Below are 14,662 nucleotides of genomic sequence, written 5' to 3'. Positions count from 1 at the left end.
GTCCGGGTGCGCACGCTGACGCTGCCGGACACCTACCAGGACCACAACGCGCCGGACGCCATGTACGCCGAGGCCGGGCTCGACGCCGCCGGCATCCTCAAGACCGTCAAGAACGCCCTGCCTGAGCGGAAGGCGCGCGGCGCCAAGCTCGTCAGCGTCGTCCAGAAGTAGCGTCGTCCCGCATCCCGCGGAGCCCTCGGCTCCGCGGGGTCGAACGGAGGCCTACTTGATCACCGCGCAGGCGATGCGGGCGCCGGCCCCGCCGATGGGCTGGGTGGTGTGATCATCCTCGTTGGCGTGGATGATCAGGGCCGAGCCGTCGCCGTCCTTGAGGGCACCCTCGCCGGTCAGCGGCGTCTCGCTCGACACCTCCGCGTTCACCGATCCGTCGGCATTGGCGAAGACGTTCGGCAGGTCGCCCTCGTCCGGACCCTCGGGATTGAGCAGGCCGTGCTTGCTCTGGTCGTGGTTCACGTGAGCCTTCGACTTCTCGAACTTCGCGGTGTCCGAGCAATCGCCCACGGCATGGAAGTGGATGCCGTGCCAGCCGGGGGGCAGGCCGCCGGGCTGGATCGTCACGCGCATGACCAGGGAGCTGGCGCCGTCGCGGATCATGATCTTGCCGATGGGCTCGCCCTTCCCGTTCTGGATCGGGCTCTCGAAGGTCTGCGGGGCCGCAGGGGGCGCTGCCTCCGCGGGCGCCGCCGGTGCGGCGGGCTGCGCGAGGGCCGCCTGGGCGGCGAAGGCCGTGCTGGCCGCGAGGGCAAGGACCGACGGAAGTCGTCTCATGAAATGGCTCTCCTCTCCATGCCGGGTACGCCGGTGGAGCGTCAACGAAGATGGTCGCGGGGGGCTCCACGGCAATGCCGGGGTGCCCGACCTTTCCCATGCCTGGAGCGGCGAGGCCAGATGCCGGGCCCTCACGGACAGCTGTGTCCTGCGGCACCCAGGTGGTTGCCGTACGTGGACGAACTCTTAAGGTTTCGCTAAGTTTCCCGTGACGGGGCCAGTGTCGGCGTCCGATCCGCCAAGTCTCTTCCGGTGGACGGTCCGCAGATCTTGGCGCGGCTTGAATATCGATTGCAGCGTAAGACTCGTTGGGAGATTCCCATGACGTTCGCAGCCCTCCGCCGCCTCGGGTTCCTCGCTCTGATGCTGGGATTTCTGCCCGTCCTGGCGCATGCGCAGACGCCACCGTCCTCCGCTTCCGGGCGGACCTGGACCGACCCGCCGCCCCGGGGGACCGACGAGGCCAAAGCTCCGCTGGCCAAGGCTCCGCTGGCCAAATCCTCGCAGACCAAGGCTCCGGTCACCAAGCCCGAGGCGCCCGAGCAGGCGGCCGCAGCGCCTGCCGAGGCGCGGCGCCCGACGCACGCGGCGGTCCGGACGCCGAAAAGCGCGCGTGGGAATACCCAAGCACGCGTGCGGGTCGCGCGCCCGACGGCATCCCCGTCGCGTCGTCCTGCCGTCCGGACGGTGGCGCGCGCCCAAGACCGCCAGGACCCCGCCGTCCGCCGCGTCACGACGCGCCCGCCGGTGATGCGCTACAGCTACGGCGTCGTCCCGGAATCGACTGGCCCGTTCGGGTACGAGGACGACCGGGCCCGCCGGATCCGCCAGGCCCAGGAGGCCGGGTACCTCGTGGTGCGGTCCCGCAGCGTCGAGTTCCCCGACGGCCGGCGCCTACGCACCTATCGCCCCTACGAGGAGGAGGGCGACGACTAGGATGCGACCGGTTCCGCATAGGAAAACCCCGCCGGGGGGACCGACGGGGTTGGGGTGAGCGCGCGATGGGACGTCTGCGGATCAGCGCAGGCGGCCGGGCCGGGCCGGCTCGAACACGATGCGGCGGTGGAACGCGCACCAACTCTTGCCGTCCGGCGCCGGGGCGCCGCAGCAGACGGCGCGGTCGTTGGGCTCGCCGATGATGAATTTGCACACGAAGGCACCGGACTGCGCGAACGGCACCCGCAACTCGGCGGAGGGTTCGGCGATGGCATCGGCCTCGCCGACCTGTGACATGCGGACAAGCTGGTTCATGGATCGAATGACTCGCGGACTGGCTTTCGCGGGCGGGGCCCTGCGGCGTGTGACGGATCGGGAGCGTGTCGCCTTCGGGAGGGCCTCTCCCCTGCATGGACACAGCGGGCGACCCGCGGACATGAATGGGAAGAATCGCGGACCTTGCACAGGTCGGAAGCGCGGCCAGACCGGACGCGACAGCGTCATGATGCTGTTATATCTGGGGTTTGCCCCTCGGCAAACAAGTGCTGACGCATGTGTGTGTTGCAGCGCACAGGTTTCGGGCCGCTTTCTTGAGCCGCTGCGGGCCGGGCCGGCAGCCGTCACGAACCACGAATGGGTTTCATCCCGGCCGCTGCCAGGAGGCCGCCGGCTGTCATCGTCCTGAGACGGGACCGTCATAGAGCCCGGGACGTGCGGGGATCCTGCCGGGATCGACCCGCAGCGGCGATCGCCCAGCCGGGAGACCCGAATCATGGCCGATGCGATCGCCCCCGGACTCCGCCCGGTGCCGCAGGCGGAACCGGGCCGCCGCCCGGGCCCGAACCTCGACGGCCGCATCCCCGTCTCGGGCCTCCTGGCCTTCGCCCTCGTCCTCCTCGGCGGCCTCGCCTATGCCGGCTACAGCCTGATCCACGACATGAACGCGGTCGGCGAGACGCCGCTCGCGCTGGGGGCCTTCGCCCTCCTCGCCCTGGCCCTCCTGATCGCCCTGGCCTTCGAGTTCGTGAACGGCTTCCACGACACCGCCAACGCGGTGGCGACGGTGATCTACACCCACGCACTCCCGCCGGTGGTGGCGGTGATCTGGTCCGGCGCCTTCAACTTCCTGGGCGTCATGCTGTCCTCCGGCGCGGTGGCCTACGCCATCGTCACCCTGCTGCCGGTGGAGCTTATCCTGCAGGTCGGCTCGTCCGCCGGCTACGCGATGATCTTCGCGTTGCTGATCGCCGCGATTCTGTGGAACCTCGGCACCTGGGCGCTCGGCCTGCCGAACTCCTCCTCCCACGCCCTGATCGGTTCGGTGATCGGCGTCGGCCTCGCCAACCAGTTGATGGCGCCCGAGGGCCAGGGCACCTCCGGGGTCGAGTGGGGACAGGCCGTGACGGTGCTGGAGGGGCTGCTGTTCTCACCCGTCCTCGGCTTCGTCCTGGCGGCCCTGCTGCTCGTGGCCATGAAGGCGGTGGTTCGGCGCCGGGACCTCTACGAGGCCCCCGCGGGCGAGGCCCCGCCCCCGCTCTGGATCCGCGGCCTCCTCATCCTCACCTGCACCCTGGTGTCGTTCTTCCACGGCGGCAACGACGGCCAGAAGGGCATGGGCCTGATCATGCTGATCCTGATCGGCGCGGCCCCCACCGCCTACGCCCTCAACCGCACCATGTCGGACGACATGACGCCGGTCTTCGTGCAGCAGTCGCGGGACGCCCGCACGGTGTTCGCCGCCCGGGCCGCGGGTGCGGCCCGTCCCGATGCGGCGGCCGCCCGGGCCCAGGTCGGCGAGGCCCTGCGGACGAAGGCGCTGAACACCCCCGCCGTCTATGCGGCGCTGGCCGCCCTCTCGGACGACATCGCCGCCTCGGTGCAGCGCCACGGCGCGATCCGCCAGGTGCCGGCCGCCGCCACCCCGAACCTGCGCAACGACATGTACCTCGCCGCCGACGCGGTGCGGCTGCTGCCGGCCGCCGGCGCCGGCTTCCCGGAGGCCGAGGGCAAGGTACTCAAGGCCTACGAGGGCCTGCTCAACGACGGCACCCGCTACATCCCCACCTGGGTGAAGGTCTGCGTCGCCCTGGCGCTCGGCCTCGGCACCCTGGTCGGCTGGAAGCGCATCGTCGTCACGGTGGGCGAGCGCATCGGCAAGACCCACCTCACCTACGCCCAGGGCGCCTCGGCCGAGATGGTGGCCGCTGGTACCATCGGGCTGGCCGAGCTCTACGGACTGCCCGTCTCCACCACCCACATCCTTTCGAGCGGCGTCGCCGGCACCATGGCGGCCAACGGCTCGGGCCTGCAGGTCGCCACCGTGCGCAACATGGCGCTTGCCTGGGTGCTGACCCTGCCGGCGGCCATCACCCTGGCGGGCGGGCTGTTCGTCATCCTGCGGCACGTGTTCTGACGAGGGGGGCGCATCGCGTCCCACCCCCCTGTTCCCAGGGGTCGCTCCAGTCCGACGCGGCCCCCCGTGGACAGGGTGATCGCAGGGGAGGACGCGCCGCCATTCCGGGGCGCCGCAGGCGAGCCCGGACCCGAAGGGGCAGCGGCGTGCGATCCAGGGTCGCCGCCCGTCGATGGTCCTGCACCACCTGTGTGTCTGGATCCCGAGCGGCGCGGCCCCGGGATGACGGGGGGTGCAAGCGGGTTTCCGGCACGACGAACCCCCGCCGGGACAATCGCCGACGGAGCCCCCGGGAGCGATGACGGACCCCGATGGCCTCCGGGGCGGCGGGCCTATGGAGGCGGCCCCCCGCTTTCTTGAGGTCGCGCGGCGCTGCGTGTAGGTCGGGGACAGGCTCGACCCGGTTCGGACGGCCGCCAGGGACCCCATGCGCGTCTTCCTCACCGGCACCGCCGGCTTCATCGGCGACCCGTTCGCACGGCATCTCCGCGACGCGGACCACGCGGTCGCGGGCTTGGCTCGCCTCCGCGACGATGACGACGTCGCCCTGGCGCGGGCGCGGGCGCGCCACGCCGGCGGCGCACCCGGCGCGATCGCGGCGCTGCGGAGGCCTGTGGGGCGTCACCGTCTGTTCGCCTCCAACGGCCTGTTCGCCTCCACCGGCCCGGCCCAGGGCGGCCCAGCGCCCGGCCGGTCCCGCGAGACCGCCTCCGTCGTGAGGCCGCGGACCCGCGACGCCGCCGCTGGCGGGGCCTGAATGCCCTCACCCGTCCCTCCGCATCCGCTCCGGCCGGCTGCGCCGCGATGCCTTCACAACCCACGAGCCCGATGACCCCCAGACCCCTTCCACCGCGGCGCCGCCCCCGCTCGGGTCCGACCCGCAGCCTGCCGGGGCGCCGGCCATGATAGCCCTGCGCTCCACCGCCCTGGCGGCGGCCGGCCTCCTCGCCTTCCTGCTGTTCTGGGAAGCGATGCCGCGCCTCGGCCTGATCAACCCGGCCTTCCTGCCGCCGCCGAGCACGATCCCGGCCGCCTTCCTCAACGAGGTGCGCCTCGGCGTCTGGGGCGAGGCGGTGCTGTCGAGCTTGAGCCACTACGTGACCGGTCTCGCCGTCGGCGCGGGGGCGGGTATCGCCCTCGGCCTCCTCAGCGGCATGTTCCGCTGGTTCGAAGCCGCCACCGCCTGGATCGTGCGCCTGCTGCGTCCGATTCCCGGTCTGGCCTGGGTGCCGTTCGCCATCATCTGGTTCGGCGTCCAGCCGGAGGCCGCCGTCTTCATCATCGCCATCGGCGTGTTCTGGATCGTCTTCTTCGCGACGCAGGGGGCGGTGCGCGGCGTCGACCGCGACCTCGTCGAGGTGGCGCAGGCCTTCGGCTTCGGCTCGCCCTGGTCCCGGCTCACCAAGATCCTGCTCCCGGCCGCGACACCGGGCATCCTCGTCGGCCTGCGCACGGCGCTGGGCCAGGCCTGGATGGCGGTGGTGGCCGCCGAGATCTTCGGCGTGCCCGGCGTCGGCGCCCGGATGATGCAGGCCTCCAGCCTGCTCTCCACCGACATCGTCGTCGTCTACATGCTCACCATGGCCGCCCTCTACGGCCTGTTCGACACGGCCTTCGTCGCCCTCCAGGGGTGGCTCCTACGGTGGCGCGCCTGAGATGCCCGAATCGATCACGCCTGAGCCGATCATTTCCATCGCGGGCCTGAGCCTCGCCTACGCGCGCGCCGGCACCCGGACCGTCATCCTGGAAGACCTCGACCTCGACGTGGCCCGCGGCGAGTTCCTCGTCATCGTCGGCGAATCCGGGGTCGGCAAGTCCACCGTCCTGCGCGTGCTGATCGGCCTGGCCAAGCCGAGCTCGGGCACCGTGCGCCTCCGCGCCCGCCCCGACTGCCGCACGCCGATGGCCCTGGTCTTCCAGGATGCGCGGCTGCTGCCCTGGCGGCGGGTCGTCGCCAACGTCGCCTTCGGGCTCGAGGGCAGCGGCCTGTCCAAGGCCGAGCGCTTGGCCAAGGCGCAGGCGATGCTCGACCTCGTGGGCCTCGGCGACCTCGGCCAGCGCTGGCCGCACCAGCTCTCCGGCGGCCAGCGCCAGCGCGTCGCCATCGCCCGGGCGCTGGCCGTCGACCCGGACGTGCTCCTCATGGACGAGCCGTTCTCGGCGCTCGACAGCTTCACCCGCGAGGGCCTTCAGGACGAATTGCAGCGCATCCAGGCGGCGACGGGCAAGACCATCCTGTTCGTGACCCACGACATCGACGAGGCCGTGACCCTTGCCGACCGGGTCGTCGTGCTCGCCGGCAGCCCCGGCCGGCTGGCGGCCGAGATGCCCGTGACGGTGCCCCGGCCCCGCCGCCGCCGCGACGCCGCCCTGCAGGAGGCCGCCCGGCAATTGCGGATGGAGCTGTCGAACCGCTCGGCGGAGCTCTGAGGCGAAGGGTTACGGCCAGGAGCCTGGAAAGAAGCCCCGGGGCGGGATGCGAAAAGGGTCGCGGGCCCGGCCGTTGCCATCGCTCGCCCGGCGCTCTACCCCCCTGGGAGACACCCGTTCGCTTCGAGGACCAGGCCGATGCGCCGCCGCACCCGCTCGCTGATCGGCACGATCGTGATGCTGGCCTTCATCATCATCTACGCGCCGCTGGCCATGGCGCTGGCCGACAGCCGGATCTCCGAGACCCCGGCGGCCGTGCAGGCGGTGCTCTACGCCCTGCTGGGCATCGCCTGGATCTTCCCGCTGATGCCGCTCATCAGCTGGATGGGCAAGAATGACGCCGGGGATCGGGGCTGAGGGTGCCGGAACCGGGGAGAACCTCCGGACCGGCAAGAAAATGGCGGCCGGCGTCGGGTTTTCGCCGCACTCGGGCGCCAGACACGCGCCGTGTCATTCGTTAAAAGGCCGTCGTCCCGCTCAATGCCACGCCTGTGCACGCCCTCGCTTCTGCTCGGCCTCGCGATCCTGTCGGCCCTCCCCCTCCTGGCGGTGCGTCCCGCGCAGGCGCAGGGGGCGCCCCGCTCGGTCTCCGACTGCGAACGTCTGAAGAACGACCTCGCCTACAACCAGTGCCTCGCCTTGTTCGGCCCGGCCGCCAGGAACGTCGCCGGCGGCGTCTCCGCCGGCGCCGCCTCGGCCGAGGTCGCCAACGCGCTGGCGGCGATCCCCCAGAGCATCGCCGCGAGCGCCGCGGCGACGGGGGCGGCGATCGCTTCCATCGGCCATCGCACGCGGCGCGGCCGCCATGCCCGCCACGGCCGCCAGAGCGTCAGCTTCGCCATCGCGGGCGGCGAGAGCCGCGCCTCTCGCCGACACCGCCGCCGGCGCTGAGGGCTTCAGGCGACGTTGAGCCGGCGGCCCCGGTTCCAGGCCAGGAACGGCACCCCCGAGAGCAGGGCCGAGAGCGCGGCCTCCGTCTGGTGGTGCCCGTTCACCGAGACCCGCGGCAGCGCGTGCAGGTGGTCCGCATGGGCGGCGAAGAGGTGGCCCGGCCGGGTCGTGACCGCCGTGGCGAAGCCGAGGTCCCGGGCGAGGGTGAAATCGCGCGGGCCGGCTGAGGTCGGATCGCCCACCGGGTAGGACAGGTGCGTGACCGGGCGGCCGAGTTCGGCCGCGATCCGCGCCCGCCCCTCCGCGATCTCCCGGCGTGCGACGGCCTCGCCGTGCTTGGCCAGCATCGGGTGGCTGATCGTGTGGGCGCCGAAGGTGACGAGGGGGTCGCGAGCGAGATCCCGCAGCTCGGACCAGGACAGGCAGAGCCCGCCGGCCATGCGCCCCGGCGCCAGGCCGGCCTCGGCGCAGAGGGCGGCGATACCCGCAAGGAGCCGCGCCTCCGGGCCCGACCGCAGCCGGCGATAGACGGCCGCGAAGGCGGCGGATTTCTCGTGGGCGTCGCGGGCCGGCAGGTCGAGGCCCGCCTCCGGCACCCGGACCCGGTCCAGGCGGCGGATCGCCTCTTCCAGTTCAAGCCACCACAGGCGCCCCTGTCCGCTCGCGAAGTCGCTGGTGACGAACAGCGTCCAGGGCGCCCCGTGCCGCCGCAGGATCGGGGCCGCGTGTTCGGCATTGTCGCGATAGCCGTCGTCGAAGGTGAGCACGACGAAGGGGCGTCCGCCCGCGGCGAGGCGCTCCGGCAGGGCGTCGAGGCCGAGGATTTCGAATCCCCGCCGGCGCACCAGCGCCAGGGTCCGGTCGAGGAAATCCGGGGTGATGGCCAGGAGCCCGTTGGGGTCGTAGGGCCCCGGACGCCCGGGGCGGACGTGGTGGAAGGTCAGGATCAGCCCGCGCCCGCGCGCCACCGGCCCGAGCCAAAGGTCCGCCCGGCTCGCTGCGATGGCCCGGAAGCCGGCGGCGAACAGGCGGTGGCGTCGGCTCAAGGGGGGCGCCGGGGCGGCAGGGGGCTGCGTCGCGGACGTCTGGGTCGCGGGGGTCTCAGGAGCGGACATGGTGAATCCGTTTCGGCCTCGCCCCAGGGGACCACGCCAACCGGCAAGGTTTCGTTACCCACGCGCGCAGACAGCGGGAGCGTGGCGCCCCGGCGTCACCGCCGGGTTAAGGGCTGCGGGGCCAGGGTCGGCCCAGACGTCCGGCGGATCCCGATCCGCCGGTCACCCAGGATGATGGCAAGGATGATGGCATGGCCGTTCTCGCCCATGAACTGACCGGAGCCGGAGCGATGCGGGCACGGGTGCGGCCCCGCCTCGCCGCGGAGGTCTTCCACGATCTGGCCGCCGCCGAGGCCCTGTGGCGCGCCCTGGAGGCCGATCCGGCCGTGCTGGCCACGCCCTACCAGCGCTTCGACTGGGTCGCGGCCTTCGCCCGGACCGCGCCGGGCGCGGACCTGCGGATCGTGGTCCTGCGCGATGCGGCCGGGCGTCCCCGCGTGCTCCTCCCCCTCGTGGTCGCCCGCGAGGGCGGGGCGACCGTGGCCCGGGTGGTGGGCGCGAAGCACGCCAACTACCACATGCCGCTCTTCGCCTCGCGCGAGGCGGCGGCGATGCCCCCGGAGGACCTCGCCGAGGCCCTGCACCGGCTCGGCCGGGAGGCCGGGATCGACGTCTTCGCCCTCTCGCACCAGCCTCGCTTCTGGGACGGCGCGGCCAATCCCCTGCATCACCGGGCCGAGCCGGCCCCGAGCGACGGCTACGGGCTGATCCTCGGCCCCGATCCGGACGCGACGCTGAAGCGCGTCTTCAGCAGCGACGCCCGCAAGAAGCTCCGCGCCAAGGAGCGCAAGCTGGTGGAGGCCTTCGGGCCCGTGGCCTGCCGGCGCGCCGAGACCCCCGAGGAGACCGAGGCCTTTCTCGCCGCGTTCTACGCCCAGAAGGCCGCGCGCTTCGCCGCCATGGGTCTCGCCGACCCCTATGCCGATCCGGCGGTGCGCGACTTCCTCGCCCGGGCGGCCTCCCCGGCGGGCGGGTCGGTCCTCGAGGTGACGGCCCTCGTCGCCACCGAGACCAGCCGCATCTTCGCGGTCTTCGCCGGGGCGGTCGACGCCCAGCGCTACAGCGGCATGTTCACCGCCTTCGACGCCGACCCGGCCGTGAGCCGGTCGAGCCCCGGCGACATCCTGCTGCACCACCTCATCGGCGACCAGACGGCCCGGGGCCGCCGGACCTTCGACCTCGGCGTGGGCGAGGCCCGCTACAAGAGCAGCATCTGCGACGAGACCATCGAACTGGGCGAGGTCGCCCTGCCGGTGACCCTGCGCGGCCAGGCCTTCGCCTTCAGGACCGTCGCGGCCGCCCGCCTCAAGCGGCGCATCAAGCGCGACCCGCGCTTGATGGCCCTGGTGACGCGCCTGCGCCGGCGCCGGGCGGCGGCGGAGTAGCGGGGTCCCGCCGGACGCGCGGCACCGCCCCTCGCGGATGCGGGGGCCGGTGCCGGCGGGACGGACGCCCGGGTGGGCCGGTTCAGGCGGCCGAGAGGCGCAGGGGCATCGCCTCGTCGGCGAAGGCGGGCGCCTCGGGGGCCAGGGCCGCGGCGGCGTGGTCCTGGGCTACCAGGATCTGGGCGGCGCCGGAGGCCTCGGCCAGGGCGTAGAGGTCGAGGAGGTCGGCATCCTCGGGGTCGCGGTCCGAGGCGACGATCGCCGTATCCATGAGGCTGCCCGCCACCGCCAAGATGTCGCGGGCGGTGCGGGCCTGCGGCGTGCCGAGGCGGCACACCACCCAGTCATAGGCCTGGGCCAGGGCGTCGAGGGTGATCGCCAGGGCCTGCGGCTCCTCGGCCAGGATGGCCGCGTCCACGAAGCCCCGCGGGATCGCATGCAGGCGCGAGCCGGGGATCGACTGGATCACCTCGAGGAAGGCGGCCTCGCCCGCCACCAGGTCGGTGAGGCCCACCTCGTCCGCACCGCAGGCGGGGCCGTTGAGATCGAGCACCACGACGCTCGCGCCGGCCGCGAGGCTGCTGCCGAGGCTGACGGCAAGGCCCGCCTCCAGCCGCCTGGCCGGCACGGCCTCGATCACCAGGACCGCGCGGCCCGCGCCGGACCGGGCCGGGCCCGCGCCGGTGCGCAGGCGGGCGATGAGCGGGTCGAGGGCGTAGGCGCCCGCGTTGGCGGGGGCCGGGACGGAGGTCCGGGCGGAGGTCGCGGCGGCCTCGGCCGCCTCGGTCCGTGCCGGGGCGAGGGTCGGCCGGGCAGGCGCCGCCTCGGCCGTCGGGGCCGCGCCTTCGGCCACCGGCGGGGCCGCCCCGGAGCCGCCGGCCTGCGCCGTGGCGGCGGCACCCGGCCGCGCGAGGGCGAGGGAGGCTTCGGGGAAGGCGAAGGGCTGGCGGCCATAGGCGGGGCGCTCGGCCTCCCCCTCGGAGTCCGCCTCGTGCCGCCGGCGGCGGCCCGGGCCGTCGGGGTCGCCGAGGAGGTGGTGGGCGATCACGCCGCCCATGGAGAACAGCAGGCCGAGCACCGCCGCCAGGAGGACGATCGGCAGCTTCTTGGGGAAGGACGGCGTCTCCGGCGTGATGGCGCGCGAGACCACGCGGGCATCGGCCGGGGCCGCGCTCTCGGCGTCGCGGGCCGAGGCCTCGCGGTAGCGGGCGAGGTAGGATTCGAGCTGCTCGCGCTGGGCCTTGGCCTCGCGCTCCAGGGCCCGCAGCTGGACCTCGCTGGAATTGCCCTTCGAGACCACGTCGCGCTGGGCGTCGACGGCGGCGTTCAGGCTCTCGACCCGGGCCTCGGCGATGCGGGCATCGTTCTCCAGGGTGCGGACCACGCGCTCGGCCGTGGCCTTGATCTGGGCGTCGAGGTCGGAGATCTGCGCGGTCAGTTCCTTGATGCGCGGGTGGGCGGACAGGAGGGTCCGGGATTCCAGGGCGAGCTGGTTGCGCAGGGTGATGCGCTGCTCGACGGTGCGCCGGATGATCTCGTTGTTGGCGACATCCGGGATCTCGAAGGCGCGGCCGTCCTTGATCATCTCCTTGATCAGCTTGGCGCGGCCGGCGAGGTCGGCCTTGGCGGTGCGGGCCTGGGAGAGCTGGGTCGAGAGCTCGCCGAGCTGCTGGGCGCCGAGGGGCTGGCCGCCGGCCCCCCCGGTGGCGATCAGGCCATGGCTCGCGCGATAGGTCTCGACCTTGGCCTCGGCCTCGGCCACGCGGGTGCGCAGGGTCTCGATGTTGCCGCCGAGCCAGGTCGAGGCGTAGCGGGCGGTGTCGGTCTTGGCCGCGTCGAGGGAGGCGATGTAGAGCTCGGCGATGGTGTTGGCCGCCTGGGCCGCGAGGTGCGGGTCCTTCGAGCGGAACTCCACCGTGAGGATGCGCGACTTGCCGGCCGGGTAGACGGTCAGGCGGTCGAAGTAGGTCTCCAGCATCCGCTCCTCGGGCGGACGCTCCATCGGGTTCTTGGCCAGCCCGATCATCATCAGGGCGCGCTGGAGCGGGCCGAAGCCGGCGACGCCGGGGTCGAACTCCGCATTGCCGGCGAGCGACAGCCGGCGGATCGCCTCGCGGGCGAGATCGCGCGACATCACCACCTGCACCTGGCTCGCCACCGCCTGCTCGTCGATGGGCTGGGGCTGCTCGCCGCGCTCCTGGGCGGTGCGGGTGTAGGGCGTGTCGCGGCTCTCCAGCAGGATCTTCGCCTCGCCGGTGTAGCGCGGCGAGACCACCTGCACGAAGGCGATGGCGCCGATGGTGGCCAGGGCGGTCGGGATGACGATCCAGCGCCAGGACCGGCGCAGAACGCCTGCGAGCTGCGACAGCCCCAGGCCCTCGCTTCCGGCGGGGGACGCATCGCGCGTGGGCTCGAACAGCGAAGAGCGGGGCATGGCTCGATCTTTACGCAAGGCAAGGGCGTCGACCGCGGAGCGGCCGGCTTTCCACGACTAGACCGGTTTAAGGTTGACCGGACGTTAAGAACCGCGCGTTTCCTGCACCCCGAAGCGGGACGTCAGTGTTCGTTAACCATATCGGCTTAGGGCTGGGTTCGAATTCTCCTCACGACGGCAGTAGTGATGAACCGGCGATCACTCCTCTTAGCTCTCACGTCGAGCCTGGCGCTCGGCGGCTGCCTGCGCCCGGATTTCCGGACCGATCAGCTCGACGCGACGGGCACCGGCTCCATCGGTGCCCGCTACACCCTCTCCGCCGGGGACCGCCTCCGGGTCATCGTCTTCGGCCAGGACAACCTCTCGAACATCTATGCGGTCGACGGGGCCGGCAACATCGCCATGCCCCTCATCGGTCTCGTGAAGGTCGGCGGCCAGCCCACCAGCCAGGCGGCGCGGACCATCGAGGCCAAGCTCTCGGCCGGATTCGTCCGCGAGCCCCACGTCACCGTGGAGGTGGACGCCTACCGGCCGTTCTACATCCTCGGCGAAGTCACGACCTCGGGCCAGTATCCCTACGTCAACGGCATGGCCGTGGAGACCGCGGTGGCGATCGCCGCCGGCTTCGGGCCCCGCGCCGCCCGCGACTACGCGGTTCTCACCCGCGAGGGCCGGGACGGCCTCGTCTCCGGCATCGTGCCGATGACTTACCCGGTGCGCCCCGGTGACACCATCGTGATCAAGGAGCGCTTCTTCTAGGAGCCCCTCGTCCCGGCCGCGGCCGGATGCGGACGATGCCCTCGCGGCGGTTAGGACTCGCCTAACTGAACCGAGAACTATTCCGCTGGTCCGGGCCTTCGCCCGACTCGGCGCGGGTTCCGCCTTAACGGTCCACGCACCGGTCGTGCGCCAAGGTCTCGCGACGGACGAGCGGCCCGGCCGCTCGCGCTACGGTGCGTGGAGCAGCTGTCGTGAACGCGTTCCCCCTCGGTTCGACCGGTGCCAGCGACCCGGGCGCGGCGCTCAGCGCCGCCTCGGGCGGCCTCCCCGCCCAGCGCATCCTGCACGTGTTCCGCGCGCCCGTGGGCGGCCTGTTCCGCCACGTGGTCGATCTCGCCCGCCTGCAGGCCTCGGCGGGCCATCAGGTCGGCATCGTCTGCGACGCCTCCACCGGCGGCGAGCGCGCCGCCCAGGCCCTGGCCGAGCTCGCGCCCAGCCTCGCCCTCGGCATCACCCGCCTGCCGATGCGGCGCAACCCGCATCCCTCCGACCTCGCGGCGCTCCGCACCATCGCCCGGCGCGCCGCGGCGGTGGGGGCCACCGTCCTGCACGGGCACGGGGCCAAGGGCGGCGTCTACGCCCGCCTGGCCGTGGTGCCCGGCCCCGCGCCGATCCGCGCCTACACGCCCCACGGGGGCAGCTACAATTACAAGCCCGGCACCCTGCGCCATCGGTTCTACATGGGCCTCGAGCGCCTGATGGGCCTGCGCACCGACGTGTTCCTGTTCGAGAGCGAGTACGTCGCCGGGCGGCACCGGGCCCATGCGGGGGACCCGCGCCGCATCACCCGCATCGTCCACAACGGGATCAGCGAGGCCGAATTCGCCCCGATCGTGCCGGCCGCGGACCGGGTCGACCTCGTCTATATCGGCGAGTTGCGCGACGCCAAGGGCGTGCCCTTCCTCCTCGACGCCCTCCTGCGCCTACGCGCCGCGGGCCGTCCCCTGCGGCTGCTGATGGTGGGCTCCGGCCCCGATTCCGCCATCCTGTCCGACCGCGTGGTGGCGATGGGCCTCGGCGAGGCGGTGTCCTTCGAGCCGCCGCAGGCGATCCGCCCGGTGCTGGCCCGGGGGCGGCTCATGGTGGTGCCCTCGCTCGCCGAATCCCTCCCCTACGTGGTGCTGGAGGCGGCCGCCGCCTGCCAGCCCCTCGTCGCCACCAATGTCGGGGGCATCCCGGAAATCTTCGGGGCCGCGGCCTCCGACCTGGTGCCGCCCCGCGACGGGCAGGCCCTGGCCCAGGCCATCGCGCGGGTCCTCGACGAGGATCCCGAGGCCTCCCGGCAGCGCGTCGAGACCCTGGCGGCCTCGGTTCGGGCCCGCTTCTCTATGACCCGCATGGGCTCCGACGTGCTCTCCGGCTACGCCGCGGCCCTGCGCGCCCGGATGCCCGGTGCGGGCCACGCCGTCGCGCCCACGGCCCCGTGACGCCCGCCCTTCCGTCCCGATCCGACCCGCAACCCCGCTCCCCGTTTCCAAGACGCGTGCCC

Annotated in this window: 14 protein-coding genes; 10 read left to right on the top strand and 4 right to left on the bottom strand. The window is 73.1% G+C overall.

The features are described 5' to 3' along the window. Window positions 1–222: 222 nt before the first annotated feature. The gene (locus tag AC6EUL_RS07320) at window positions 223–789 is read right to left on the bottom strand and encodes a superoxide dismutase family protein (protein WP_056220398.1); all 567 of its coding nucleotides are present in this window, start codon (window positions 787–789) and stop codon (window positions 223–225) included. A 321-nt stretch (window positions 790–1,110) separates the two neighbouring features. On the opposite strand from AC6EUL_RS07320, the gene AC6EUL_RS07315 reads away from it, so the two are divergent. Further along, window positions 1,111–1,725 carry a hypothetical protein gene (locus tag AC6EUL_RS07315; protein WP_499869664.1) on the top strand — a complete coding sequence of 205 codons (615 nt, stop codon included), beginning with the start codon at window positions 1,111–1,113 and terminating at the stop codon, window positions 1,723–1,725. An 81-nt stretch (window positions 1,726–1,806) separates the two neighbouring features. On the opposite strand, the gene AC6EUL_RS07310 is transcribed toward AC6EUL_RS07315, so the two are convergent. Continuing rightward, complete coding sequence (locus tag AC6EUL_RS07310) at window positions 1,807–2,163, bottom strand: GcrA family cell cycle regulator (RefSeq protein ID WP_244472518.1); 357 nt, start codon at window positions 2,161–2,163, stop codon at window positions 1,807–1,809. 334 nt (window positions 2,164–2,497) lie between these two features. Between AC6EUL_RS07310 and AC6EUL_RS07305 the strand changes: the two genes are divergently transcribed. From AC6EUL_RS07305 to AC6EUL_RS07280, 6 genes are all read left to right on the top strand, one after another. After that, window positions 2,498–4,138, top strand: coding sequence for an inorganic phosphate transporter (locus tag AC6EUL_RS07305; RefSeq protein ID WP_499869662.1), 1,641 nt, complete (start codon window positions 2,498–2,500; stop codon window positions 4,136–4,138). 427 nt (window positions 4,139–4,565) lie between these two features. Next, entirely contained in the window at window positions 4,566–4,895 is a 330-nt protein-coding gene (locus tag AC6EUL_RS07300; protein WP_056382784.1) for an NAD(P)-dependent oxidoreductase, read from the top strand. Between the two features lie 145 nt (window positions 4,896–5,040). Continuing rightward, entirely contained in the window at window positions 5,041–5,793 is a 753-nt protein-coding gene (locus AC6EUL_RS07295; protein WP_056382782.1) for an ABC transporter permease, read from the top strand. A 1-nt stretch (window position 5,794) separates the two neighbouring features. Beyond that, window positions 5,795–6,568, top strand: coding sequence for an ABC transporter ATP-binding protein (locus tag AC6EUL_RS07290; RefSeq protein ID WP_056220383.1), 774 nt, complete (start codon window positions 5,795–5,797; stop codon window positions 6,566–6,568). Window positions 6,569–6,706: 138 nt separating this feature from the next. Continuing rightward, window positions 6,707–6,925 carry a DUF2842 domain-containing protein gene (locus AC6EUL_RS07285; protein WP_056220380.1) on the top strand — a complete coding sequence of 73 codons (219 nt, stop codon included), beginning with the start codon at window positions 6,707–6,709 and terminating at the stop codon, window positions 6,923–6,925. A gap of 123 nt (window positions 6,926–7,048) precedes the next feature. Continuing rightward, window positions 7,049–7,459 carry a hypothetical protein gene (locus AC6EUL_RS07280; protein ID WP_056220377.1) on the top strand — a complete coding sequence of 137 codons (411 nt, stop codon included), beginning with the start codon at window positions 7,049–7,051 and terminating at the stop codon, window positions 7,457–7,459. A gap of 5 nt (window positions 7,460–7,464) precedes the next feature. Here AC6EUL_RS07280 and AC6EUL_RS07275 read toward each other — a convergent pair whose 3' ends face one another. After that, window positions 7,465–8,574: a polysaccharide deacetylase family protein gene (locus AC6EUL_RS07275; RefSeq protein ID WP_082501143.1), complete on the bottom strand. Its 1,110-nt coding sequence runs from the start codon at window positions 8,572–8,574 to the stop codon at window positions 7,465–7,467. 191 nt (window positions 8,575–8,765) lie between these two features. Between AC6EUL_RS07275 and AC6EUL_RS07270 the strand changes: the two genes are divergently transcribed. Further along, the gene (locus tag AC6EUL_RS07270; protein ID WP_499869659.1) at window positions 8,766–9,959 is read left to right on the top strand and encodes a GNAT family N-acetyltransferase; all 1,194 of its coding nucleotides are present in this window, start codon (window positions 8,766–8,768) and stop codon (window positions 9,957–9,959) included. Between the two features lie 82 nt (window positions 9,960–10,041). On the opposite strand, the gene AC6EUL_RS07265 is transcribed toward AC6EUL_RS07270, so the two are convergent. Continuing rightward, window positions 10,042–12,393, bottom strand: coding sequence for a GumC family protein (locus AC6EUL_RS07265; protein WP_499869657.1), 2,352 nt, complete (start codon window positions 12,391–12,393; stop codon window positions 10,042–10,044). A gap of 186 nt (window positions 12,394–12,579) precedes the next feature. On the opposite strand from AC6EUL_RS07265, the gene AC6EUL_RS07260 reads away from it, so the two are divergent. Both AC6EUL_RS07260 and AC6EUL_RS07255 read left to right on the top strand, forming a co-directional pair. Further along, window positions 12,580–13,152 (top strand): polysaccharide biosynthesis/export family protein, encoded by a 573-nt coding sequence (locus AC6EUL_RS07260; RefSeq protein ID WP_056220364.1) that lies wholly within the window; start codon window positions 12,580–12,582, stop codon window positions 13,150–13,152. A 212-nt stretch (window positions 13,153–13,364) separates the two neighbouring features. Beyond that, window positions 13,365–14,600, top strand: a complete 1,236-nt coding sequence (locus AC6EUL_RS07255) for a glycosyltransferase family 4 protein (protein ID WP_200941366.1) — start codon at window positions 13,365–13,367, stop codon at window positions 14,598–14,600. Window positions 14,601–14,662 lie beyond the last annotated feature (62 nt).

The sequence above is a fragment of the Methylobacterium sp. 001424705 genome (genome assembly GCF_059816145.1).
This window is presented reverse-complemented; position numbering and strand designations above follow the sequence as displayed.